This is a genomic window from Nonomuraea sp. 3-1Str (genome assembly GCF_031570565.1).
Taxonomy (GTDB): Bacteria; Actinomycetota; Actinomycetes; order Streptosporangiales; family Streptosporangiaceae; genus Nonomuraea.
Genome location: NZ_JALHBK010000009.1, coordinates 98957 through 121435 on the forward strand (window position 1 = coordinate 98957; position 22479 = coordinate 121435).

Below are 22479 nucleotides of genomic sequence, written 5' to 3' on the forward strand. Positions count from 1 at the left end.
GCAGCGAGCCGTACGAGGGGATCATCGTGGCTGATCTCGATCGCGAGGCGATGCGGGCCGTGGCGGAGCGGATCCAGCGGTTGTCGGACGAGCACTGGTGGGCGCTCGACCCGTCCTGCCGCCTGATGGAGAACGACGCGTGGGTGGGGCCGACGGGAGCCAGGTTCGACGCCCAGATCCACGCCGACCAGCGAGAGCTGCGGGCCGCGCTCACCCAGGCCGTGCACAGCGCCGACGAGAAGCTGGCCTCGCTTCCGGACCGGCGATGACCGAGTTCACCGGGGTCAAGCAGCCGGAGTTCGACACGATGGCGGGCAGGCACACCGAGGCGGCCGGACGGCTGGAGGAGCTGGCGGCGGCCCTGCACGGCGAGCTGCAGAGCGCGGGCCTCGACACAGCTCCGGCGGCGCGGCTGCGGCAGCTCGCCGAACGGGTCACCGCGCAGGCCGCGGACCTGCGGCGGCGGCAGCAACTGGTCCGCGAGCTGCAGCGGCAGAAGGTCACGTTCGGCCGGAGCACGCCGGCCGGGAGCTTCCTGGAGATGCCCGACGCCCTGGAGGCCGCCCAGGGGCTGCTGGACGGCACGCTGGCGGCCCGCGCCGCGCTCAAGGCGGCCGACGGGGACGAGGCGGCGCTGCCCGGGCTGGAGAGGTACGCCTCCCGGACCGGGGACGCGGAGTTCGTCAAGGCATTCCTGGGCGCGCTCGGCGCAGCAGGCGCGACGCGGCTGCCCGGCTCGCTCGCCGGCCGGGTACGCGAGGCCAAGGTGCACGATGATCCCGAGGGCGCGGCGCGGCTCTCGGCGGAGGGCGCGAAGGTCCTGCGCATGCTCGCCACGGCCCTGGCCAGGGGAACCGACCCCAAGAGTCCCGCGTACCTGGGCGAAACCTTCCTCACGGACCTGGTGAAGGAGGGCCGGGCCGACCATAGGGTCGGCAACGGCGCGGCCTATTCCGGATACCAGGCCCTGGCGCTCGTCTGGGCGGCCCACGACGGGCGGACGCCGTTCTCGAAGGAGTTCATGGAGGTCGTCGGGCGGGACGTGATCGCGTACGAGTACGAGCGGCGCAAGGACGAGTGGAAGGTGGGCCAAGCCCTCTGGGGCATCCAGACGCCCATCATCGACCTGGCGGCTGCACTCGGCCTCGGCACCGCGCTGAGACCCGGACCGCAAGTCGGCGCTCCCGGCGCGGGGGGCCGGTCATCGGTGGTGGACGACCTGTTCCACGCGGCGAAGTCGAGCCGGGAAGCGTCCCAGGCGCTGCTGAACCACACGCCGGCCGGATCGAAGGAGTCCGCGCTGCACTACCTGCTGACGACAAGATGGGAGGCTTCGCGCTACCTGGGCGACTACCAGCCGTTCAACGACATGCTGGTGACCGCGACGACCGGCCGGGACGAGACCTCCAAAATGCTGGCCGCCCAGATGACCAAGACCCTCTCCGACGAGGTCCGCGGCGCCTTCGGCAAGGACGACAGCGGCAACCTGGAGATCAGGGACAGGGACCTGTTCGACCGTTACGCTCCCCTGCGCCGGCCCTTGGGCCTCGCACTCGCGGCCAACGTCGATGAGCTGTCGCGGCTCCTCCTGAACCACGCCACCTTCGGCGAGGTGGCGGCCAAGGACATGTCGTACGCGCTGGCCCTGGCAACTTCCGACGACGACGCCTTCGAGGCTCTGGTGAGAGCCCAGACCGAGCACATGCGCGCGGCCCTCGGCGCCACGCTCCCGCCCGGCACGGACATCAAGCAGTTCCTCACGGACCGGACTGTGGAGGAGGCACGCCCCTTCGGCCACATTGTGGAGATCCGCCGCCAGGTGCTCATCGCCCAGGGGCTGGACGACAAGAAGGCCGACGAGGCGCTCAAGTCCATGGTGGGCGACGCGATCGGGTTGCTCCCGGTGCCGGGGGCAAGGCGGGTGGGCGAGCTGGCGACCGGGGCGTTCGGCGACCTGGTCAGCTCGGGGTACGACAAGCTGGCGGGGGCCGCGTACGACCAACTGGCCGAGCAGGTGGCGCAGCGGATGTCCGAGCATGGGAAGGGTCTGGATGAGACGTATCAGACGCTCGCGAATGACCAGGAGGCGGTAGAGCGGCTGGCGGAGCAGCTACTGGCCACAGCGATGCTGAACAAAGGCATGCTCGACCGACTGGACCTGGGAGGGCAGCCATTCGCCGCCGGAAGCCCGGCGACGCTCAAGCCCTTCACCGAAATGACGCCTGAGGACTACAGCAAGTTCCTCAAATGGGCCCGCAGAGCAAGCGGAAGCAGCGAGTTGCTCAATGACTTCAGAACCACCTTCGGCGCAAACGACGACGTCCATGCCTATCTCGGTCTTGACCCCTCCTCCGGAGGTGACGAATGAGACGTCTTCTTGTGGCTCTAGGGGCTCTCGGGTTGCTTGTCGCAGCTTGTAGCCCCAAAAGCGACATCGCCTCCACGCCGGCTTCGCCTCTCCAGCCGGTGGTGGAATCCGCGCCGTATGTCTGCGCTCTCATCCCCGAACAGGCGTTTCGTCTCGTCAGTGGCGTGACCGGCTCCCTAGCCGAGAAGACCGACGGCAATGAGAGAAACGGTGACTGCCGGGCTCCCGACACGGTCCCCCGGTCTCTGGAGGTGTGGTGGATGCAGGAGGGCCGCGGGATGCCTCGCGACCACCTGGATCTGCTCATAGAGGACAGACGCAAGGTCTACACCGGTCATGGTGGAGTCGCGCTCCCCGCCGAGCTCGGCGACGGCATGGCCGCATACCTGCCTGATCCACCAGTCGGCGACCCGCCTTACCAGGTGAGCGCGAAGTTCCGCTGCGGCGGCGAAGATCGGCTAATCGACATCCTTCTCCCCCAGGTCGCCAAGGGAAGGGACGCGATCAAGGACATGACGGAGCTCATGCGCATCGCCCAGAAACGCTACGGCGTCCTTCACCACTGCACCCCCGGCCGCTAGGCACCGATCAACTGATCGAAGACCCTCGCCGATCGTGCTGCCGGCGTTCAGCCGGAGCCCCGGAACGCCCTCCATTCCGGCCAACCGTTCGCCTGCGCCACGCTACGGGCGCGACCATGGCTACCTTCTCCGATGTCCGCATTGACGAGCGTTGGAGTGCGTCCTCATGGCCCTGCCCACGAAGCTGGTTCTGGTCGTCCGTGCCGATCTGCCTGCCGCCTCGGCGGTGAACGCCGCGGCTGTGCTGGGGCTGAGCATGGGCGGGCGGTTGCCCGTCGCGCCGGCGGCCGATGCCAAGGATGCCTCGGGCGGCCTGCACGCCGGGCTGAATCCTCATCCGGTGCCCGTGCTGAGTGCCACACCGGAGCAGTTGCGTGAGCTGTACGCGAAGGCGCGCGCCGGCGAGGACCTGGTCACCGTGGGCTTCAATGAGGTGGCCCGGCGGGCGCGTGACTACGACGACTATCTCGCAGCGCTGGCCGTGACGCCAGGCGACAAGATCGACCAGGTCGCCGTCGCGGTGTTCGGTCCGCGCAACCGTGTCACGGCACTGACCAAACGGCTGCCCCTCCATGGGCCGGCCCCTGAGCGGCATGAGGCTGCGGGCGGCAGGCGGAGAAGGGGCGGGCTGTTCCCGACGGCCGATGACCGCCGGTTCAGCACTCCCGCCACAGGTGACGAGCGGTGGATGCTCATGGACGTCCTGCGGGCTCAGCGCGCGACGCTGGAGATGAAGTGCTCGGGCCTGGACGCGGAGCTGTCCCTCCGGTCGGTGCAGCCTTCCACGCTCTCGCTGCTGGGGCTGGTCCGGCACCTCGCCGACGTGGAGCGCCGCTGGTTCCGGCGCGTGCTGGGGGGCCAGGACGTGCAGCCGCTGTTCTCGTCGCCGGCGGATCCTGATGGGGACTTCGACGGGGCGGTGCCCGATCCGGCGGTCGTCGCGGCGGCGTGGGAGGCGTGGCGCGCCGAGGTGGCGTTCGCCGACGGGTTCGTCGCCGACGCGCCCGATCTCGACGTCGAGGGCGATGACGCGTGGCGCGGGAGGGTGTCGCTGCGCTGGGTGCTCATCCACCTGATCGAGGAGTACGCCCGGCACAACGGCCATGCCGACCTGCTCCGTGAGCGGATCGACGGCACGATCGGCGTGTGAGGACGGCACCGCACCGGACGGCACCGCACCGGACGACACGGCACCGGACGACACAGGGCCGGACACGACTCGACCGCGTCTCCCCCTGGTCGGGGAACGCGGTCGAGTGGGGGCGGTACGCGGCCTTGTGGGCGTGTGCCGGTTACCGGATCACCGCAGGTCGTGCGGGATCCGGGGCCTGGGGAGCGGCGGTCAGCGGGTGGCGCGGTTGACCGCGGAGATGACCGCCTTGAGGGAGGCCGTCGTGGTGCTGGCGTCGATGCCGACGCCCCACAGCACCTGGCCGTCGACGTCGCACTCCACGTACGAGGCGGCCTTGGCGTCGGAGCCGGCGCTCAGCGCGTGCTCCACGTAGTCGAGGACCCGCACCTGGACGCCGACCTTGGCGATCGCGTCGATGAAGGCCGAGATGGGGCCGTTGCCGGTGCCCGCGACCTCGCGGATCTCCCCGTCCACCCGTACGTCGGCGCTGATGCGGTCCACGTCGTCGGCCACCGACTCGTGGCGGTGGGCCATGAGGCCGAGCCGGCCCCAGCGGTGGGCGGGGGTGGGGAGGTACTCGTCCTGGAAGATCTCGTACATGGCGGCCGGGCTGATCTCGCCGCCCTCGCTGTCGGTGCGCGCCTGCACGACCTTGGAGAACTCGATCTGCAGCCGCCGCGGCAGGTCGAGCTGGTGGTCGGCCTTCATGATGTAGGCGACGCCGCCCTTGCCGGACTGGCTGTTGACCCGGATGACGGCCTCGTAGGTGCGGCCGATGTCCTTGGGGTCGATCGGGAGGTACGGCACGGCCCAGGTGAACTCCTCGACGGGCACTCCCGCCTTCTGGGCGTCCTTCTCCAGGTGCTCGAAGCCCTTCTTGATGGCGTCCTGGTGGGAGCCGGAGAAGGCGGTGTAGACCAGCTCGCCGCCCCACGGGTGGCGCGGGTGCACGGGCAGCTGGTTGCAGTACTCGGTGACGCGGCGGATCTCGTCGATGTCGCTGAAGTCGAGCTCGGGGTCGATGCCCTGGGAGAACAGGTTCATGCCCAGCGTGACCAGGCATACGTTGCCGGTGCGCTCGCCGTTGCCGAACAGGCAGCCCTCGATGCGGTCGGCGCCCGCCATGTAGCCCAGCTCGGCGGCGGCCACGGCGCTGCCCCGGTCGTTGTGCGGGTGCAGCGACAGCACGATCGAGTCGCGGTGCCTGAGGTTGCGGTGCATCCACTCGATCTGGTCGGCGTAGATGTTGGGGGTGGCCATCTCGACGGTGGCGGGCAGGTTGACGATGACCTTGCGGTCGGGGGTGGGCTGCCACACGTCGTTGACGGCGTCGCACACCTCGACCGCGTACTCCAGCTCGGTGCCGGTGAAGGACTCGGGAGAGTACTGGAAGTACACGTCCACGTCGGTGGCGTCGGCGAGCTTCTTGACCAGCTTGGCGCCCTCGACGGCGATGGCCGTGATGCCGTCCCTGTCCTGGCCGAAGACGACCCGGCGTTGCAGGGTGGAGGTGGAGTTGTAGAGGTGGACGATGGCCTGCTTCGCGCCCTCGATCGCCTCGAAGGTGCGCTCGATGAGCTCCGGCCGGGCCTGGGTCAGCACCTGGATGACGACGTCGTCGGGGACGCGGCCCTCGTCGATGATCTGCCGGACGAAGTCGAAGTCGGTCTGGCTGGCGGCCGGGAAGCCGACCTCGATCTCCTTGAAGCCCAGGCGTACCAGCAGGTCGAACATCTGCAGCTTGCGGTGGGAGTCCATCGGGTCGATGAGCGCCTGGTTGCCGTCGCGCAGGTCGACCGCGCACCAGCGGGGCGCCTTGGTGATCACCTGGTCGGGCCACGTGCGGTCGGTCAGGCGTACCGGCTGGAAGGGCTGGTAGCGATGGAACGGCATGGGGCTGGGCTGCTGAGCTGTCATGATGTCGGGTCTCCTCGTCGGTCGATGCGAACGGCCGACGCGCATGACTCGCCCCGCGGCGAGGGAGCCGGCCTCAGAGGCCCCCGCCGCGGCGGCTAAGAAGGAGTCCGCGCAGCATGTCCTGCACGCTACCAGACGTCTCGCCGTGCGCCGTCCAGGATCTCGGATGCTGAGATATCAGACGAACTGCCAGCGGAAACGGTCAGGGGACGAGGACGGACAGGCAGGTGACGCAGCCCTCCAGCTTCTCGAACTCGGAGATGTCCACGGTGGTCACGTCGAGCCCGCGCCCGGCCAGCCTGGCGGCGGTGCGGGGGGCGGAGGCGGCCATGAGGACGCGGTCGCCGCCGAGCAGCACCACGTGCGCGCCGGACTCCTCCTCGGGTTCGAGCAGGCCGGGCAGGTCGACGCGGGCGGGGTCGCCGATCAGGGTGCCGTCGGGCAGCGCGGTGACGGCCGACTTGAGGTGCAGCACGCCGTCGAGGCCCACGGGCTCGATCCGGCGCTCGGGCAGCAGCGCGGTCAGCTGGGCGATGCCCTCGTCGTTGGTCCGGGCCGACCTGCCGACGTACACGGTGGCGCCCACCTGGAGGACGTCGCCGCCGTCCAGCGTGCCGGGACGGGTGACGCGCACGGCGCTGAGGCCGAGCGCCCGCACCGCCTTCTCCACCGACGGCACCTCGGGCCGTCGCTCGGAGGCGCCGGGTCGCGTCAGTACGGCTAGCCGTCCCGAGACCACGACGGCGTCCTCGACGAACGGCGCGTCGGGAAGGTCGTCGGCCGGCTCGACGTGGACGGGGCGCCAGCCGGCCGCGGCCAGGGCGGCCACGTACGCCTCGTGCTGGACGAGGGCGCGCTCGGGGTCGACGGGTTCGCGCTCGATGTGGGTGACGAGGCCGTCGGCGATCCGCGGCCCGGGCTTTCTTACCAGCGCGATACCAGACATAGGGCGCTTTCTATCACGTAATCAGTAGAGTCTCGGGCATGCGTGACAACGAGATTCTGAGCCGGATCAACGACCTCGTGACCGAGGAGCACGAGCTGCGCGGCAGATTGTCGGCGGGCGAGGTCACCTCCGAGGAGGAGAACGAGCGCGTGAAGGAGCTGGAGGTCGCCCTCGACCGGTGCTGGGACCTGCTCAGGCAGCGCCGTGCCCGCCGCGGCGTCGGCGAGGACCCGGACTCCGCCGCCGCCCGCCCCGCCTCCGAGGTCGAGAACTACCGCCAGTAGGGACCGCCCGCAGGAGCAGGTGTGAGGGGGCAGCGTGCCACCCGCGCGTTGCCTCGATGTTAAGCGCGCGTTAGATATCAGCCCCCTCCCCTTGTTCCGAACAACCTTCTGCGGAGAGGCTCTGGCCTGGAACTTCTCCCCCAGGAGGTACGTCAGTGAGCACACCCAAAGTGCCGTGGAAGGCGGTCGTCGGCGGCTCCGTAGGCAATCTGGTCGAGTGGTACGACTGGTTCGTCTACAGCAGCTTCGCGATCTACTTCGCCGCCTCCTTCTTCCCCGAAGGGGACACGACCGCCAAGCTGCTGAACACGGCCGGCATCTTCGCCGTGGGCTTCTTCATGCGGCCGGTCGGCGGCTGGCTGCTCGGTCGCTACGCCGACCGGAAGGGCCGCAAGGCCGCGCTCACGCTCACGGTCACGCTGATGTCGGCCAGCGCGCTGCTGATCGCCATCGCACCGACGTACGAGGCCGTCGGCTACTTCGGCGCCGTCGTCCTGCTGGTGGCCCGCCTCCTGCAGGGTCTGTCGGTCGGCGGCGAGTACGCCGCCAGCGCCACCTACCTCACCGAGGCCACCCCTCCCGGCCGTCGCGGCCTGGCCTCCAGCTTCCAGTACGTCTCGATGACGGCCGGTCAGCTCGTCGGCCTGGGCCTGCAGATCATCCTGCAGAACACCATGTCGGAGGAGGTGCTGAAGTCGTACGGCTGGCGCATCCCGTTCGTCGTCGGCGCGCTCGGCGCGGCGGTGGTGTTCTACCTGCGGCGCAGCCTCCTGGAGACCGAGGCGTACGACGAGGAGGAGCGCGAGGTCGCGGGCGGCGACCAGCAGCGCGGCACCATCAAGGCGCTGATGGCGCACAAGAAGGAGGCCCTGCTCGTCATCGCCCTCACCATGGGCGGCACGGTCGCGTACTACACCTACACGACCTACCTGACGAAGTACCTGGCCAACACCGCGGGCCTGCCCAAGCAGACCGCCACCCTGATCAGCTTCTGCGCGCTGTTCGTCTTCATGCTCCTGCAGCCGCTCGCCGGGTCGCTGTCGGACCGGATCGGCCGCCGGCCGCTGCTGATCACGTTCGGCATCGGCTCGCTGCTCGGCACCGTGCCGCTGATGACCGCGCTGGGCAGCGTGGACGGCTTCCTGGGCGGGTTCGTCCTGTCGCTGATCGGTCTGATCATCATCACCGGCTACACCTCCATCAACGCGGTGGTCAAGGCGGAGCTGTTCCCGACGAACATCCGGGCGCTCGGCGTGGCCCTGCCGTACGCGATCGCCAACGCCCTGTTCGGCGGCACCGCCGAGTACGTGGCGCTGTGGTTCAAGGACGCGGGCATCGAGTCCGGCTTCTACTGGTACGTCTCCGGTTGCGCCGCGGTGTCCCTGGCCGTCTACCTGACCATGCGCGAAACCCGCGACGCGGCCCTGAGCCGGGCCGAGCAGAAGCCGGGCGAAGCGGAATCGCTCCCCGTTCGCCTCTAGTCTGGCGACATGCGAGTTCTCCTGGTCGAGGACGACGATCGGCTCGCCTCAGCCCTCACCACGGCCCTCGCCCGCCACGGCCACCAGGTCGCGCGGGCGGGGCTGGCCGTCGACGCCCTCCGCCTGGCGGGGGGCGTCGACTTCGTCCTGCTGGACCTCGGCCTGCCCGACATGGACGGCCTCGACGTGCTGCGCCGCCTGCGCCGCGTGTCGGCGGTGCCGGTGATCGTGGTGACCGCGCGGACCGAGGAGCGCGAGGTGCTGCGCGGTCTGCGCTCGGGGGCCGACGACTACCTGGTCAAGCCGTTCCGCACGGTGGAGCTGATGGCCAGGATGGAGGCCGTGGTGCGGCGCGGGACGCGGCCGATGCCGGACCGGGGGCAGGTGGTCAGCGTCGGCGACGTCCGCATCGACCTCGTCGCCCGGCAGGTCACCGTGGCGGGGGCGGCGGTGACGCTGACGCGGCGCGAGTTCGACGTGCTGGCGTTGCTGGCCCGCGAGCCGGGCGTGGTGCGCAGCCGCGAGGAGATCCTCGACGAGGTGTGGGGCGACCCGCTGCTGTCGGCGTCGCGCTCGCTCGACGTCCACGTCGCGGGGCTGCGCTCGAAGACGGGCCGGCCCGGCCTGGTGGAGACGCTGCGCGGCACCGGCTACCGCCTGGGCTCCCCGGCGTGAACTCCCGCCTGGTGATCACGTTCACCACGCTGATCGCCTTCCTCATCACGGCGCTGGCCGTGCCCCTGGCCCTCTCCTACGCCTCCCACCGCACCAACCGCCTGCTGCTGGACCGGCGCGCCGACGCCACCCGCTTCGCGGAGCTGGCCGACCAGGCCGCCCGCGACGGCGACCACACGGGCCTGACCTCCGAGGTGGTGCGCTACGCCGAGCTGTACGGCGCGGCGGTGCGGGTGCGCGACCGGGCCGGCCGCGTCCTCGTCACGGCCGGCCGGTTCGAGGCCGACGACACCGAGCCCACCCGCCTCGCGCTGTCCGGCCGCACCACCGAGGACCTGCCGACGGTCGGCCCGTTCGGCCCGGCCACCGTGCTGCTGGCCGAGCCGGCGGGCCGCGACGCCCAGCTCTCGGGCGCGGTGCTGCTCCAGGCCCGCACCGACCAGGCCCGGCAGGACGTCGGGCTGGTGTGGGGCGCGCTGGCGCTCGGGTCGCTGATCGCGCTCGGCTACGGGGTGCTGGCGGCGCGCCGGCTGGCCCGCTGGGTCCTGCGGCCGGTCACCGAGCTGGACCGAACGACGCGGGCCATCGCCGAGGGCCACCTCGACGCCCGCGCCCACCCGGGCGGCGGCCCGACGGAGCTGCGGCGGCTGGAGGAGCGGTTCAACGCCATGGCCGACGCGCTGTCGGGGGCGATGGAGCGGCAGCGGGCGTTCGTCGCCGACGCCTCCCACGAGCTGCGCACCCCGCTCACCGTGCTGGGCCTGCGGCTGGAGAACCTGGAGCCGCATCTGACCGACGACGGATCGGCCGAGTTCGAGGAGGCCATGGCCGAGCTCGACCGGCTGGCCGTGCTGGTCGAGGACCTGCTGGCGCTGGCCCGGGTGGAGGCGGGGGCGGTCCCCGACGACAGGGAGGCCGAGCTGCCGGCCCGGCTCGGGGTGTGGCGCGAGGTGTACGCGGCGCAGGGCCTCACCTTGGACATGGACGTGCCGGAGATGTCGGTCGTGCCGGAGGCGGTGGCCCGGATCGCGGACATCGCGCTGGACAACGCCCAGAAGTTCGTGCCGGCGGGCGGCACGGTGACGGTCACGCTGCGGGACGGGGTGCTGCGGGTCGCCGACGACGGGCCGGGGCTGTCCGAGGAGGAGCGGGCCGACGCGCTGGGCCGCTTCTGGCGGTCGGGGGGCCACGCCAACGTGCCGGGCAGCGGGCTCGGGCTGGCCATCGCCGCCGAGCTGGCCAAGATGTGCGGGGCGACGCTGTCGCTGCTGCCCGCCGACCCGCACGGGCTGGTGGTCGAGATCCGCCTGCCCGAGCCGTACGCGAAGGCGTAGGCCTCCTCAGCCGTACACGGAGCGGTAGTAGCGGGCGGCGCCCGGGTGGAGGGGGACGATGCCGGTCCCGATGGCGTACCTCTTGTCGAGCCGGCCGCCGGGGGCCGACGGGGCCTGGAGCCGGTCGCGGGCGCGGAAGAGGGTCTCCGTGACGGTGAAGGCGGCGTCCTCGCCGAGGTCGCGCCGGCACATCAGGTAGCTCGGGGTGCCGACGGTGGGCACCGGCACCGTCCCCGCGTACACGCCGGCCGGGACGTCCGCCGGCTCGTAGACCGGCCCGTACGTGCGGCGCAGCACCGGGACCAGCGACTCCAGCGGGACGAGCCTGATGCCCTCCGTCGCGGCGAGCGCCGGGGTGGGCACGCCGCCCGACCAGAAGAAGGCGTCGACGTCCCGCTCCCGCAACGCCAGGATGGAGGCGTCCAGGCCGAGCCGCAGCGCGCCGCCGCTCGGCAGGCCGGCGGCCGACAGCACCCGCGCGGCGGTCACCGCGGTGCCGGACCCCTCGGCGCCGATGGACACGACCCGCCCGGCCAGGTCCTTCGGTTCGAGGATCGAGGAGTCGCGGCGGACGACCAGGTGGACGTAGTTCATGTACATCCTGGCCAGCGCCGCGACGGGCTGGTGGCGTACCCGTACCGCGTCGTCGGCGCTGTCGGCGAGCGAGAAGCCGACGTCGGCGCGGCCGTCGGTGAGCATCATCAGGTTCTGCACGCTGGCCGCGGTCTTGATCACCTGGACCGCGACGCCGTCGCGCCGCAGCTCGGCGGCGAACCTGTCCCCCAGCACCTCGTACGGCCCGCCCGCCAGCCCGGTGGCCAGCCGGATCGCGTGCTCCGCGTCCTCGGCCGGCGAGCAGCCGGTGGCCGCCAGCGCGGTGAGCGCGAGGAAGACGCGGCGGGACATGGGCACGAGCTCACGCTACCGAATCACGCAGAATGAGAGATATGACCCAACGGGACGCACTTCTCCGGATCGCCCCGGAGCTGAGGATGTTCCTGCCCGTGAGCCGCCGCCAGGAGTGGCAACGGGTGACGCCCGACGGCACCTCCACCCTCGGGCACCACGTCGAATCGGCCGGCATCCCCCTGACCGAGGTCGGCCCCATGACCATCGGCGGGTACGGGGTCGGGCCCTCCCGCCAGCTCGCGGCCGGGGACGTCGTCGAGGTCGGCCCGGTGCCCCGGCCCCAGCAGCTCCCCCGCGAGCCGCGCTTCCTGCTGGACGTCCACCTCGGCACGCTGGCACGGCGGCTGCGGCTGCTCGGCATCGACGCCGCCTACCACAACGACATGGACGACCCCGCGCTGGTGGTGCAGGCCAACGAGGAGCGGCGGGTCCTGCTCACCCAGGACCGCGGCCTGCTACGCCGCCGTGCCCTGTGGCTCGGCGCGTACGTGCACGGCTCCCGGCCGCAGGATCAGCTCCGCGACCTGATGGAGCGCTTCGCCCCGCCGCTGCGGCCGTGGACGCGCTGCACCGCCTGCAACGGCGAGCTCACGGCCGCCGACAAGGGCGCGGTCGCCGCCCGGCTGGAGGCGGGGACGCGGCGCAGCTACGACGCGGACGGGCAGTGCCGGGTGTGCGGCCAGGTGTACTGGCACGGCGCGCACAGCGATCACCTGGAGGAGATCGTCCGCACGGCCGAGGAGTCCCGCGCGCGTGCTCTGGCCGGGGCGGCGCGGCCGTCCTAAGGTGACCGTGTGGCCGACCACCTTCAGCAAGGCCCCGCCGGGCGCGGGAGGCGCGGTTACGCGCTGGCCGTCAGCGTCGCCGCGGCGCTGCTCGTCATCTGCGCCGTCCTGCCGTGGGCGGGCATCGAGGCCAGGAGCGACGTCATCGGCGGCGGTCTCACCAGCGACGTTCGCGGCATCGACGCCGCCGTGGGCGTCTACACGCTGCTGGCCGGGCTGACGGCGCTGGCGCTCGGGGTGGCGGGGCTGCTGGGCCGCCGCCCGTGGGTGGCCGCGCTGGCCGCGCTGCCGGGGGCGTTCGCGACCGTGCTGCTGGTGATGTTCGTGGCCGACCCGGGCGGCGTCGCGGACCGGGTCTCGCTCGACCTGGGCGGGCTGCTGTCGGTGAGCCCGGTCATCAGGTACGGCTGGTTCGCGGCGCTGGCCAGCTCACTGGCGCTGATCCTGTTCGCCGTCCTGACGGTGTTCCGCCGCCGCTGAAGCGGCCGGCCGGCGGAAGCGATCAGCCGGCGGGAGCGGCCGGTCGGCGGAGGCGGTCAGTCGAAGAAGCCGAGGCGGCGCAGCTGCTTGGGGTCGCGCTGCCAGTCCTTGGCGACGCTGATGCGCAGGTCGAGGTAGACGCGGGTGCCCAGCAGGGCCTCGATCTGCTTGCGGGCCCGCGTGCCCACGTCGCGCAGCCGCTCGCCCTTGTGCCCGATGACGATGGCCTTCTGCGACGGCCGTTCGACGAACATGTGCGCGTAGATGTCGAGCAGGTCGTCGCGCCCCTCGCGCGGCAGCATCTCGTCGACCACCACCGCGATCGAGTGCGGCAGCTCGTCACGGACGCCCTCCAGCGCCGCCTCCCTGATCAGCTCGCCCACCAGCACCTGCTCCGGCTCGTCGGTGAGCTGCCCGCCCTCGTACAACGGCGGGGACTCGGGCAGGTGCTGGATCAGCACGTCGCCCAGCACGTCGAGCTGGTCGCCCCGCTCGGCCGACACGGGCACGATCGCGGCGAACTCCGCGATCTGCGACACCGCCAGCAGTTGCTGGGCGATCTGCTCCTTGGACGCCAGGTCGCACTTGGTGACCACGGCGACGACCGGGGTGCGCTTGACGGCGGCGAGCTTGTCGGCGATGAACCGGTCGCCCTTGCCGACCGGCTCGTTGGCCGGCAGGCAGAACCCGATGACGTCCACCTCGGTCAGCGTCGACAGCACCAGGCTGTCCAGCCGCTCGCCGAGCAGGGTGCGCGGCCGGTGCAGGCCAGGCGTGTCCACGATGACGATCTGCGCCTCGGGCCGGTGCACGATGCCGCGGATGACCCGGCGGGTGGTCTGCGGCTTGGACGAGGTGATCGCCACCTTGGTGCCGACCAGGGCGTTCATCAACGTGGACTTGCCGACGTTGGGCCTTCCCACGAAGCAGGCGAATCCGGCGCGATGGCTGTCTGGCGAGGTCACATAGTGCATTGTGTCCCATCAGCGGGTCTGCTGGCGCCACCAGGCGAACACCTCGGGCAGCACCCGCGGCGACCACGGCGTCATCGACAGCCCCGCGAGCTCGTCCTCGCTCACCCACCGGGCGTCGGTGATCTCGTCCCCGTCGGGCACCGGAGTGCCCGACGCGAGCGTGCAGCCGTAGACGGCGATCACGTACGCGCAGCGGTGCCCGTTCGGGTAGACGGTGCGGAACTCGGGGCCGCCGTACACGCCGATCACGCCGCGCACCTCGATCTCGACGCCGAGCTCCTCCCGAAGCTCCCTGACCACGGCGTCCTCGGGCCGCTCGTCCGGGTCGACACCGCCGCCCGGCGCGGCCCACACCCCGACGTCGCCGTGGCGGGCCACCAGCAGCCGCCCGGACGCGTCGAACACGCACCCGCACACCGACGGCAGCAGCAGCAGATCGGTCCCGACCTTCTCCCGCAACCCGGCCAGGTACGGCGACATCGGCATGTCAGCTCCTCAGCGAGCCGTCAGGACCGGCCACGAGCAGCGCCTTGACGCCCAGCTCGCGGACCACCTCCTCATCGGCGGCGCCCGGCCCGTCGCCGGCGGTGACCAGCGCCGCGGCCTCCAGCGACCGCGCGCCGCTGGAGACGGCCATCGCGACGGCCACCTGCACGGCCGACAGCCGCAGGGAGGAGAGCGCGACGTCGGTCGCGGAGTACGTGCGGCCGGTCTCGTCGCGCACGGCCGCGCCCTCGGCGGAGCCGTTGCGCGCGCGGGCGGCACGGGCCAGGGTGATGATCTTGTTGTCTTCGGGATCGAGAGTCACAAGGACCAGGTTAGGCGCCGGCCATCCTCATGACGGCGCCGACCAGCTTCTCGGTGCTCCCCGGCTCGACGCGGGCCATGCCGGTGTGGACGACGGAGACGAGCGTGTCGCCCGAGCGGGCCAGCACCACGTCCATCGTGTACGGATAGCCGCGCAGCCTGCCCCGCAGCCGGGCGCTGACGGCCTGGTCGCCGGGCGCCTGGACCGGCAGCGAGCGCAGCCTGAGCCGCGTGCCCCCGGGCGCCCGCAGGGCCTGGCACTGCGACAGCGACTCGGCGAGCGCGTCGAGGTGGCTCCCGGCCTCGGCGCCCGAGTAGCGGGCCAGGCCCACGGCCACCTGCTCGCCGACCCCGTCCCCCAGGTAGCTGGCGGCCGCCTGCGCGGTCAGCGACCGCTGGGGCGCCCGCCCGCCGGCGGGCAGCAGGGCGGCGCGGCAGTCGCGGTCGCTCACCCTGAACGGCACCCGCCACGCCTCGCCGGGCCGGGGCGAGATACCGTCGGGCAACCCTTTCGGCCCGTCGAGCAGCACGCGCAGCCGGGACTCCGACCGCGAGCCGGCGTGCGTGCTCGTGTGCGTGCTCGTATGCGTGCCTCTGTCCTCCCGGCCCCTCCGGGCCTCGCACGCCGCCAGGCATCCGGCCAGGAGCCCGGCCGCCGTGACGAGCCCGATGATCCGCAGTCCGCGTCGCATGATTACCTCCGCACGCGGATCTCCCCGGGGGTGTAACCGGACAACCCACTGCACTCGCCAATAAAGCCTCAAACGCCGAAAGGGTGCTCTCGTCCGGCCTTCCGGACGAGAGCACCCTTTACGCCAAGCAACGCCACGATCGTGATGATCGAGACGTTGCCGCCCCCCGGGAGCGCCCTCCGGCCGCGAACCCCACCCGGCGTTCGGACGCTTCCCTCGTTGACACCCTCCGCACTGGGCGTCGAGACAAGACTGGGGCACCGCGCTTGCAGAAGACTTGTAGAACGCTTGCCACAACTGCTGACAAATGACGCATCCCTGCAATCAGGCACCACTCGTCAGGAGCGGTCCTGGTGCTCGGCGGCGGCCGGAACGGCCTCGTCCTCCGGTGGCGTGACCCGGCGGACCACGACCGTGCTGATGCGGTTGCGGCGGCCCGCGAGGCTCTCGGCGGTGAGCTGGAGCCCGGCCACCTCCGCCTGCGAGCCGGCGATCGGCACCCGGCCGAGCGCGTGGGCCAGCAGCCCGCCGACCGTCTCCACGTCGTCGACCTCGATCTCCGTGTCGAACAGCTCGCCCAACTCGTCCACCGGCATCCGGGCGGTCACCCGCAGGGCCCCGTCGGGCGTGGACTCGACGCGGGGCGCCTCCTGGTCGTACTCGTCGGTGATCTCACCGACGATCTCCTCCAGGACGTCCTCGATGGTGACGAGGCCGGCCGTCCCGCCGTACTCGTCGATGACGATCGCCATGTGGATCTGCCGCGCCTGCATCTCGCGCAGGAGTTGGTCGATGGGCTTGCTCTCGGGCACGTACGTGGCCGGGCGCATGGTGGAGTCGATCCGCTCCGTGCCGCCGTCCTGGCCGGACTCGTGCACCCGGCGGATGATGTCCTTCAGGTAGGCGATGCCGACGACGTCGTCCTCGTTCTCCCCCACGACGGGGATGCGGGAGAAGCCGCTGCGCAGCGCCAGCGAGAGCGCCTGGCTGAGCGTCTTGCCCCGCTCGATGAAGACCATGTCGGTGCGCGGCACCATGACCTCGCGCACCAGGGTGTCGCCCAGCTCGAACACCGAGTGGATCATCTCGCGCTCGTCCGGCTCGATCACCCGGCGCTCCTCGGCGAGGTCCACCAGGTCGCGCAGCTCGGCCTCGGAGGTGAACGGGCCCTCGCGGAAGCCCTTGCCGGGGGTCAGCGCGTTGCCGAGCAGGATGAGCAGCTTGGGCAGCGGGCCGAAGATGCGGGTCAGCCCGTAGACGATCGGCGCCCCGGCCAGCGCGATGGGCTCGGCGTGCTGGCGGCCCAGGGTGCGCGGCGAGACGCCGACGATCACGTAGCTGACCACGATCATCACGGCGGCGGCCGTCACGTACGCCCACCCCTGGTCGCCCAGCCGGTCGATGCAGAGCAGCGTCACGATCACCGTGGCGACCAGCTCGCAGCTCAGCCTGAGCAGCAGGAGCAGGTTGAGGTAGCGCGGCGGGTCGGTGACGATGGCCTGCAGCCGCACGGCGCCGCGCCTGCCCTCGCGCACGAACTCCTCCGCCCGCACCCGTGAGATGCGGGTCAGAGCCGTCTCCGCGCTGGCGATCAGCCCACCGATCACCACGAGGGCGACGGCCAGGGGCAACCAGGCGTTCACCGCGGGTCGCGCACCTCCTGCCACGCCTCCAGCAACCTCGCCTGCAGCCCGAACATCTCCTTGTGCTCCTCCGGCTCGGCGTGGTCGTAGCCGAGCAGGTGCAGGATGCCGTGCGTGCACAGCAGTTCGAGCTCGTCGCGGGCCGAGTGGCCGGCCTCCTCGGCCTGCCGGGCCGCCACCTGCGGGCAGAGCACCACGTCGCCGAGGAGCGCCGGATCCGTGGGCGCGTCGACGTCGCCGCGCGCCCCGCCGCCCGGACGCAGCTCGTCCATGGGGAAGGCGAGGACGTCGGTGGGGCCGGGCTCGCCCATCCACTTCTCGTGCAGCTCGGCCATGGCGTTCTCGTCGACGACCATGATGGACATCTCGGCGAGCGGGTTGACGCCCATCTCGCCGAGCACGTGGGCGGCGAGGCGGACGATGTTCTCCTCGTCCACCTCGACGCCCGACTCGTTGTTGATCTCGATGCTCATCGCCGCTTACCCCGGTGCTGGATCGACTTGGCGGGCTCCGTCGCCTCCTGGAGCGCGTCGTAGCGCCCGTAGGCGTCCACGATCTCGCTGACCAGCTTGTGGCGGACCACGTCGGCGCTGGTCAGGCGGGAGAAGTGGATGTCGTCGATGCCCTCGAGGATCTCCTGCACGACGCGCAGCCCGCTCGTGGTGCCCGCCGGCAGGTCGACCTGGGTCACGTCGCCGGTCACCACGATCTTGGAGTTGAAGCCGAGCCTGGTCAGGAACATCTTCATCTGCTCGGCCGAGGAGTTCTGGGCCTCGTCGAGGATGATGAAGGCGTCGTTGAGGGTGCGGCCCCGCATGTACGCCAGCGGCGCGACCTCGATCGTGCCCGCCGCCATCAGCTTGGGGATGGAGTCGGGGTCGACCATGTCGTGCAGCGCGTCGTACAGCGGCCGGAGGTAGGGGTCGATCTTCTCGTACAGCGTGCCCGGCAGGAAGCCGAGCCGCTCACCCGCCTCGACGGCCGGGCGGGTGAGGATGATCCGGTTGATCCGCTTCTCCTGGAGCGCCCGTACGGCCTTGGCCATGGCGAGATACGTCTTGCCGGTGCCGGCCGGGCCGATGCCGAAGACGACCGTGTGGTGGTCGATGGCGTCGACGTAGCGCTTCTGGTTGACGGTCTTGGGCCGGATCGTCCGGCCGCGCGCGGAGAGGATGTCGAGGGAGAGCACCTCGGCCGGCCGGTCGGAGGTCATGCGCAGCATGGCGATGCTCCGCTCGACCGCGTCGGGCGTGAGCTCGCCGCCGCTTCGCAGCACTTCGACGAGCTCTTCGAACAGCCGTACCACGGCCCCGCTCTCGTCGGGGCTGCCGGTGACGGTGATCTCGTTTCCTCGGACGTGAATGTCGGCCCGGAAGGCGCCCTCGATGACACGCAACAGCTCGTCACGGGAGCCCAGGAGGCTGACCATCGGGTATTCGTCCGGAATCAGCACCTTGGCCTGTGTGCGCGTCGGAGGTGCGGTCCGGCGGGATTCGTGTAGTTCGGACATGGGCAGGCCAGCGGCCTGATGCCTCCCGGTCTCTTCGTGTGTGCTTCTCCGCCCATGGTAGCCGGGACCACGCGAATCGCTCTCGCCAATATCACCCCGGCGGCCACGTCAGGTCACGGCCGCCCAGCAGGTGCGCGTGGACATGGAAGACCGTCTGGCCCGCGGCGGGCCCGGTGTTGAGGACGACGCGGTAGCCGGCGTCCGCCACGCCCTCCTGGACGGCCACCGCGTGGGCGGCCTTGAGGACGTCGTCGGCCAGGCCGTCGTCGGCAGCGGCCAGCGCCGCCGCGTCGGCGTGGTGCTCCTTGGGGATCACCAGCACGTGGGTCGGGGCCTGCGGGTTGCGGTCGCGGAACGCGAGCGCCCGGTCGGTCTCCAGGACGACCTCGGCCGGGATCTCCTTGGCGACGATCTTGCAGAAGATGCAGTCGGTCACGCGCCCACCCTATCGAGACAGTCCGTCCTCCTCACGGTGATCACCGCGCTATGCTGCTTCCGCCCCGCCTGGAACGTTCCGAACTCCCTGCCCCTGTTGCGAATCGGTGACCGAGCGCGCCGTGCGTAGGAAGATCCTCGCGGTTAGGGTGGGTATGCGACACTTCGGCGCAACAGGACAATCAGGGTCTGGGCAAGGCCGCCTGGCGAGGACACGACTGGGTAATGCCCCCTAAGGAACCGGAAGAGCGTAAACCCTCTCGGAAGGCCGCGCGTCCTCATGAGGTGACCACCGAGACCCTTCTGGCCGACAGGTCGTTAGGGGCGGTGCCGGTCGGGTGGGACGCCGACATGGCCGTGACCGCGCTGTACAGCGCGCACTTTCGGTCATTGGTTCGTCTCGCAGTGTTGCTGGTACGCGACATGGCGACCGCCGAGGAGGTCGTGCAGGACGCGTTCGTCGCCATCCACGGCGCCTGGCGGAGACTGCGCGACCCCGACAAGGCACTCGCCTACCTGCGCCAATCCGTCGTCAACCGCTCCCGATCCGTGCTGAGACACCGCGCGGTCGTCGAGAAGTATGCTCCCAAGGGTCTGCCCGACGCCCCGAGCGCCGAGAACGGCGCGATCGGCGAGCTCGAACGCTCGGCCGTGATCGAGGCGCTGCGGGCCCTGCCGGCACGTCAGAGAGAGGCACTCGTCCTTCGCTACTACGGTGATCTGTCCGAGGCTGAGATCGCCCACGCCATGGGCATCAGCAAGGGAGCGGTCAAGAGCCACACCGCGCGTGGAATGGCCGCCTTGCGTTCCGTCCTGGAGAAGATGTCATGACCCAGCCCCCCGACGAGTACGGCGACGTACTGCGCCGTGTGCTCCGCGCGGAGGCGGACACGGTCGTGCCCTCGCCGGACGGACTGGAGATCATCCGTGCCCGCATCGAGCGGCGCGGCATCCGCAACCTGTTCTGGTGGCGGGCGGGTGCCGCCGCGGCGAGCGCGGTGCTGGTGGCCGGCACGATCGTGATGGTGGTCCCCGAGCTGCGCCACCAGGTGCTGCGGGAGACCGTGCAGGACGTCCGCACCACCTCGACCCCGCCCGCGGGGTCCTCCACCAACCGGGCCGTGTCGCCCGATCCGCCGCAGCGCAGCGAGGAGCGTGAGGTCGTGGTGCTGCCCGATCCCACGACGCGGCCACCGCGGCACGTCCCCGAGACCGCCAGGTCGACCAGCAAGCCGACGCCCAAGGCGTCCTCCCCCACCCCGTGCCCCACGCCGACCGGCGAGCAGGCCGGCCGGCGGACCTCCGGCCAGGCCGACGACCTGACGCCCGGGCCGACGTCCGACCAGACGGACGAGCCCACGGGCGGGCCGACGAGCGGGCCGGCCGAGCCGCGCGACGACTGTCCCGGCGCGACGCCGACCCCGGCCCGGACGCCCACCCCGGCCGCCACGGTGACCGAAACGGCGCCGGCGGCCGTGCCGTGCCCCGCCGACGACTGCCCGGCCGACGCCCCCGACCCGACGCAGCCCGTCCAAACCGTCCAGACCATCACCACGATCATGGACGCCAGCCCGCTCTCCTCGCAGTAGGGCCGCCGGCGCCCGCGAGGCGGCCCGGCGCCGGCGGGTCACCAGCGGCCGGTACGGGCCATGAGGACCGAGGCCGCCGCCACCCCCGCCGTCGAGGTGCGCAGCACCGTGGACCCGAGCAGCACCGGCACCGCTCCGGCCGCCCGGAACCGGGCCACCTCCTCCTCCGACACCCCGCCCTCGGGGCCCACGACCATGACCACGTCGCCGTCGGCCGGAGTCTCCAGGCGCGACAGCGGCTCGGCGGCCTCCTCGTGCAGCACCAGCCCGAGGGCCGCGCCGCGCAGCAGCGCCTCGACCTGAGCCGTGGAGGCCGGCTCGGTCACCTCGGGCAGGTGGAAGCGGCGGGCCTGCTTGCCCGCCTCGCGCGCGGTGGAGCGCCAGCGGGCCAGCGCCTTGGCCGCCCGGTCGCCCTTCCACTGGGTGATGCTGCGCGAGGCGGACCACGGGACGATCACGTCCACGCCCGCCTCGGTCATCATCTCGACGGCCAGCTCGCCCCGGTCGCCCTTGGGCAGGCCCTGCACGGCGACGATCCGGGGCCGCGGCGCCGGCACGTCGTGGCGGGCGACCACGTCGAGCCGGAGGGAGTCCTTCAGCGCCTCGCGCACGACGCACTCGGCCACCGCCCCGGCGCCGTCGGTCACGTCCACCCGCTCGCCGGCGCGCAGCCGGCGCACGGCGGCGGCGTGACGCCCCTCGGGCCCGTCGAGCAGCAGCTCGGGCCCGTCGAGGGCGTCGGACAGGAAGACGGGGACGCTCACGTCCGCCCGTCTCTACCCCGCGGCGGCCTCATCTCCCGTTGAACGCGTCGCGCAGCCGTGAGAAAAAACCCTGCTGCCCCGGTGCGAACTTACCCGGAGGGCGCTCCTCTCCCCGGAGCTTGGCCAGCTCCCGTAGCAGCTCTTCCTGCGCCGGGTCGAGCCGCGACGGCGTCTCGACGTTGACGTGGATCAGCAGGTCGCCGCGGCCGCTCTCGTTGAGCCGCTGCACGCCCCGGCCGTACATCGTGATGACCTGCCCCGACTGGGTGCCCGGCCGCACGTCGAGCTCCTCGGAGCCGTCGAGCGTCTCGACGGTGAGGATCGTGCCGAGCGCCGCGGCCGTCATCGGGATCTGCACCGTGCAGTGCAGGTCGTCGCCGCGCCGCTCGAAGATCTCGTGCGGGCGCTCGACGATCTCCAGGAACAGGTCGCCGGGCGGCCCACCGCCGGGGCCGACCTCGCCCTCGCCGGCCAGCTGGATGTGGGTGCCGTCCTCGACGCCCGCCGGGATGCGCACCTTGATCGTACGGCGGGTGCGCACCCGGCCGTCGCCGGAGCACTCCTGGCAGGGATGCCGGATGATCGACCCGAAGCCGCCGCACTGGGGGCACGGCCGGGACGTCATGACCTGGCCCAGGAACGACCGGGTGACCTGGGAGATCTCGCCGCGGCCGTTGCACATGTCGCAGGTGTCGGGGTGGGTGCCGGGCGCGGCGCCGGCGCCCTGGCAGACCTCGCACAGCACGGCCGTGTCGACGACCAGCTCCCGGGTCGTGCCGAACGCGGTCTCGCGCAGGTCCAGCTCGACGCGGATGGTCGCGTTGCGGCCCCTGCGGGCGCGCGAGCGGGGCCCGCGCGCGCCCCCGGCCTGGCCGAAGAACGCGTCCATGATGTCGCTGAACGGGAAGCCCGCGCCGAAGCCGCCGGCCCCCGCGCCCGCCCCGCCGCCGCCGAACGGGTCCGCGCCCAGGTCGTACATCTGGCGCTTGTTCGCGTCGGACAGGACCTCGTAGGCCTGCGTGATCTCCTTGAACCGCTCCTGGGTCTCAGGATCGGGGTTCACGTCAGGGTGGAGCTCCCGGGCCAGCCTGCGGTAGGCCTTCTTGATCTCGTCCTGACTGGCGTCACGGCGCACCCCGAGGGTGGCGTAGTAGTCGCTGTTTGCCACTTATC

The 22479-nt window shown here is 71.7% G+C and carries 25 protein-coding genes; 12 read left to right on the top strand and 13 right to left on the bottom strand.

Annotated features, from left to right (window positions below; translation table 11 throughout):
• Positions 1-26 precede the first annotated feature (26 nt).
• From MTP10_RS16760 to MTP10_RS16775, 4 genes are all read left to right on the top strand, one after another.
• Positions 27-269: a hypothetical protein gene (locus MTP10_RS16760; protein WP_310710367.1), complete on the top strand. Its 243-nt coding sequence runs from the start codon at positions 27-29 to the stop codon at positions 267-269.
• Entirely contained in the window at positions 266-2368 is a 2103-nt protein-coding gene (locus MTP10_RS16765) for a hypothetical protein (RefSeq protein ID WP_310710368.1), read from the top strand. The genes MTP10_RS16760 and MTP10_RS16765 overlap by 4 nt, the downstream gene beginning before the upstream one ends.
• Positions 2365-2949 (top strand): hypothetical protein, encoded by a 585-nt coding sequence (locus tag MTP10_RS16770; RefSeq protein WP_310710369.1) that lies wholly within the window; start codon positions 2365-2367, stop codon positions 2947-2949. Before MTP10_RS16765 ends, MTP10_RS16770 begins: the two co-directional genes overlap by 4 nt.
• Positions 2950-3115: 166 nt before the next feature.
• Positions 3116-4099, top strand: coding sequence for a DUF664 domain-containing protein (locus MTP10_RS16775; RefSeq protein WP_310710370.1), 984 nt, complete (start codon positions 3116-3118; stop codon positions 4097-4099).
• A gap of 192 nt (positions 4100-4291) precedes the next feature.
• Here MTP10_RS16775 and leuA read toward each other — a convergent pair whose 3' ends face one another.
• Positions 4292-5998: a 2-isopropylmalate synthase gene (gene leuA / locus MTP10_RS16780; protein ID WP_397334469.1), complete on the bottom strand. Its 1707-nt coding sequence runs from the start codon at positions 5996-5998 to the stop codon at positions 4292-4294.
• A gap of 202 nt (positions 5999-6200) precedes the next feature.
• Positions 6201-6944 (bottom strand): dimethylargininase, encoded by a 744-nt coding sequence (ddaH, locus tag MTP10_RS16785; protein WP_310710371.1) that lies wholly within the window; start codon positions 6942-6944, stop codon positions 6201-6203.
• Between the two features lie 38 nt (positions 6945-6982).
• Here ddaH and MTP10_RS16790 point away from each other — a divergent pair, with 38 nt between their 5' ends.
• The 4 genes from MTP10_RS16790 to MTP10_RS16805 all read left to right on the top strand — a co-directional run bounded on the left by MTP10_RS16790 (position 6983) and on the right by MTP10_RS16805 (position 10718).
• Positions 6983-7228: a DUF2630 family protein gene (locus MTP10_RS16790; RefSeq protein ID WP_310710372.1), complete on the top strand. Its 246-nt coding sequence runs from the start codon at positions 6983-6985 to the stop codon at positions 7226-7228.
• Positions 7229-7383: 155 nt separating this feature from the next.
• A complete protein-coding gene (locus MTP10_RS16795) occupies positions 7384-8709 on the top strand; it encodes an MFS transporter (RefSeq protein ID WP_310710373.1) in 1326 nt (441 codons plus the stop codon).
• 9 nt (positions 8710-8718) lie between these two features.
• Positions 8719-9384 (top strand): response regulator transcription factor, encoded by a 666-nt coding sequence (locus tag MTP10_RS16800; protein WP_310710374.1) that lies wholly within the window; start codon positions 8719-8721, stop codon positions 9382-9384.
• Positions 9381-10718, top strand: coding sequence for a HAMP domain-containing sensor histidine kinase (locus MTP10_RS16805; protein WP_310710375.1), 1338 nt, complete (start codon positions 9381-9383; stop codon positions 10716-10718). The genes MTP10_RS16800 and MTP10_RS16805 overlap by 4 nt, the downstream gene beginning before the upstream one ends.
• A gap of 6 nt (positions 10719-10724) precedes the next feature.
• On the opposite strand, the gene MTP10_RS16810 is transcribed toward MTP10_RS16805, so the two are convergent.
• Positions 10725-11624, bottom strand: a complete 900-nt coding sequence (locus tag MTP10_RS16810; RefSeq protein WP_310710542.1) for a TAXI family TRAP transporter solute-binding subunit — start codon at positions 11622-11624, stop codon at positions 10725-10727.
• Positions 11625-11665: 41 nt separating this feature from the next.
• Here MTP10_RS16810 and MTP10_RS16815 point away from each other — a divergent pair, with 41 nt between their 5' ends.
• Both MTP10_RS16815 and MTP10_RS16820 read left to right on the top strand, forming a co-directional pair.
• Positions 11666-12412: a Mut7-C RNAse domain-containing protein gene (locus MTP10_RS16815; protein ID WP_397334470.1), complete on the top strand. Its 747-nt coding sequence runs from the start codon at positions 11666-11668 to the stop codon at positions 12410-12412.
• 9 nt (positions 12413-12421) lie between these two features.
• Entirely contained in the window at positions 12422-12892 is a 471-nt protein-coding gene (locus MTP10_RS16820) for a hypothetical protein (protein WP_310710377.1), read from the top strand.
• A gap of 56 nt (positions 12893-12948) precedes the next feature.
• On the opposite strand, the gene era is transcribed toward MTP10_RS16820, so the two are convergent.
• The 8 genes from era to MTP10_RS16860 form a co-directional block, all read right to left on the bottom strand.
• The gene (era, locus tag MTP10_RS16825; protein WP_310710378.1) at positions 12949-13857 is read right to left on the bottom strand and encodes a GTPase Era; all 909 of its coding nucleotides are present in this window, start codon (positions 13855-13857) and stop codon (positions 12949-12951) included.
• Positions 13858-13875: 18 nt separating this feature from the next.
• Positions 13876-14352 (bottom strand): NUDIX domain-containing protein, encoded by a 477-nt coding sequence (locus MTP10_RS16830; RefSeq protein ID WP_310710379.1) that lies wholly within the window; start codon positions 14350-14352, stop codon positions 13876-13878.
• Between the two features lies 1 nt (position 14353).
• Positions 14354-14674, bottom strand: a complete 321-nt coding sequence (locus MTP10_RS16835) for a cytidine deaminase (protein ID WP_310710380.1) — start codon at positions 14672-14674, stop codon at positions 14354-14356.
• Positions 14675-14684: 10 nt separating this feature from the next.
• Positions 14685-15365 carry a hypothetical protein gene (locus MTP10_RS16840; protein ID WP_310710381.1) on the bottom strand — a complete coding sequence of 227 codons (681 nt, stop codon included), beginning with the start codon at positions 15363-15365 and terminating at the stop codon, positions 14685-14687.
• Between the two features lie 338 nt (positions 15366-15703).
• Positions 15704-17008 carry a hemolysin family protein gene (locus MTP10_RS16845; RefSeq protein WP_310710382.1) on the bottom strand — a complete coding sequence of 435 codons (1305 nt, stop codon included), beginning with the start codon at positions 17006-17008 and terminating at the stop codon, positions 15704-15706.
• Positions 17005-17481, bottom strand: coding sequence for an rRNA maturation RNase YbeY (ybeY, locus tag MTP10_RS16850; RefSeq protein ID WP_310710383.1), 477 nt, complete (start codon positions 17479-17481; stop codon positions 17005-17007). Before ybeY ends, MTP10_RS16845 begins: the two co-directional genes overlap by 4 nt.
• On the bottom strand, positions 17478-18518 hold the full coding sequence (locus tag MTP10_RS16855; protein WP_310710384.1) for a PhoH family protein: 1041 nt from the start codon (positions 18516-18518) through the stop codon (positions 17478-17480). Before MTP10_RS16855 ends, ybeY begins: the two co-directional genes overlap by 4 nt.
• 91 nt (positions 18519-18609) lie before the next feature.
• Positions 18610-18954: a histidine triad nucleotide-binding protein gene (locus MTP10_RS16860; protein ID WP_310710386.1), complete on the bottom strand. Its 345-nt coding sequence runs from the start codon at positions 18952-18954 to the stop codon at positions 18610-18612.
• 350 nt (positions 18955-19304) lie between these two features.
• On the opposite strand from MTP10_RS16860, the gene MTP10_RS16865 reads away from it, so the two are divergent.
• On the top strand, positions 19305-19784 hold the full coding sequence (locus MTP10_RS16865) for a SigE family RNA polymerase sigma factor (protein ID WP_175595049.1): 480 nt from the start codon (positions 19305-19307) through the stop codon (positions 19782-19784).
• Complete coding sequence (locus MTP10_RS16870; protein WP_310710387.1) at positions 19781-20542, top strand: hypothetical protein; 762 nt, start codon at positions 19781-19783, stop codon at positions 20540-20542. Before MTP10_RS16865 ends, MTP10_RS16870 begins: the two co-directional genes overlap by 4 nt.
• 38 nt (positions 20543-20580) lie before the next feature.
• On the opposite strand, the gene MTP10_RS16875 is transcribed toward MTP10_RS16870, so the two are convergent.
• Positions 20581-21306 carry a 16S rRNA (uracil(1498)-N(3))-methyltransferase gene (locus MTP10_RS16875; RefSeq protein WP_310710388.1) on the bottom strand — a complete coding sequence of 242 codons (726 nt, stop codon included), beginning with the start codon at positions 21304-21306 and terminating at the stop codon, positions 20581-20583.
• 28 nt (positions 21307-21334) lie between these two features.
• Positions 21335-22474 carry a molecular chaperone DnaJ gene (gene dnaJ / locus MTP10_RS16880; protein ID WP_310710389.1) on the bottom strand — a complete coding sequence of 380 codons (1140 nt, stop codon included), beginning with the start codon at positions 22472-22474 and terminating at the stop codon, positions 21335-21337.
• Between the last annotated feature and the right edge of the window lie 5 nt (positions 22475-22479).

What these genes read in the sequence shown, in the direction of transcription:
- MTP10_RS16870 (WP_310710387.1), top strand. Translation starts at nt 19,781, where the DNA reads ATGACCCAGCCCCCCGACGAGTACGGCGACGTACTGCGCCGTGTGCTC.
- MTP10_RS16830 (WP_310710379.1), bottom strand. Translation starts at nt 14,352, where the DNA reads ATGCCGATGTCGCCGTACCTGGCCGGGTTGCGGGAGAAGGTCGGGACC.
- ddaH (WP_310710371.1), bottom strand. Translation starts at nt 6,944, where the DNA reads ATGTCTGGTATCGCGCTGGTAAGAAAGCCCGGGCCGCGGATCGCCGAC.
- leuA (WP_397334469.1), bottom strand. Translation starts at nt 5,998, where the DNA reads ATGACAGCTCAGCAGCCCAGCCCCATGCCGTTCCATCGCTACCAGCCC.
- MTP10_RS16790 (WP_310710372.1), top strand. Translation starts at nt 6,983, where the DNA reads ATGCGTGACAACGAGATTCTGAGCCGGATCAACGACCTCGTGACCGAG.
- MTP10_RS16765 (WP_310710368.1), top strand. Translation starts at nt 266, where the DNA reads ATGACCGAGTTCACCGGGGTCAAGCAGCCGGAGTTCGACACGATGGCG.
- MTP10_RS16800 (WP_310710374.1), top strand. Translation starts at nt 8,719, where the DNA reads ATGCGAGTTCTCCTGGTCGAGGACGACGATCGGCTCGCCTCAGCCCTC.
- MTP10_RS16855 (WP_310710384.1), bottom strand. Translation starts at nt 18,518, where the DNA reads ATGTCCGAACTACACGAATCCCGCCGGACCGCACCTCCGACGCGCACA.
- MTP10_RS16865 (WP_175595049.1), top strand. Translation starts at nt 19,305, where the DNA reads ATGGCCGTGACCGCGCTGTACAGCGCGCACTTTCGGTCATTGGTTCGT.
- MTP10_RS16775 (WP_310710370.1), top strand. Translation starts at nt 3,116, where the DNA reads ATGGCCCTGCCCACGAAGCTGGTTCTGGTCGTCCGTGCCGATCTGCCT.
- MTP10_RS16840 (WP_310710381.1), bottom strand. Translation starts at nt 15,365, where the DNA reads ATGCGACGCGGACTGCGGATCATCGGGCTCGTCACGGCGGCCGGGCTC.
- MTP10_RS16810 (WP_310710542.1), bottom strand. Translation starts at nt 11,624, where the DNA reads ATGTCCCGCCGCGTCTTCCTCGCGCTCACCGCGCTGGCGGCCACCGGC.
- ybeY (WP_310710383.1), bottom strand. Translation starts at nt 17,481, where the DNA reads ATGAGCATCGAGATCAACAACGAGTCGGGCGTCGAGGTGGACGAGGAG.
- MTP10_RS16815 (WP_397334470.1), top strand. Translation starts at nt 11,666, where the DNA reads ATGACCCAACGGGACGCACTTCTCCGGATCGCCCCGGAGCTGAGGATG.
- MTP10_RS16770 (WP_310710369.1), top strand. Translation starts at nt 2,365, where the DNA reads ATGAGACGTCTTCTTGTGGCTCTAGGGGCTCTCGGGTTGCTTGTCGCA.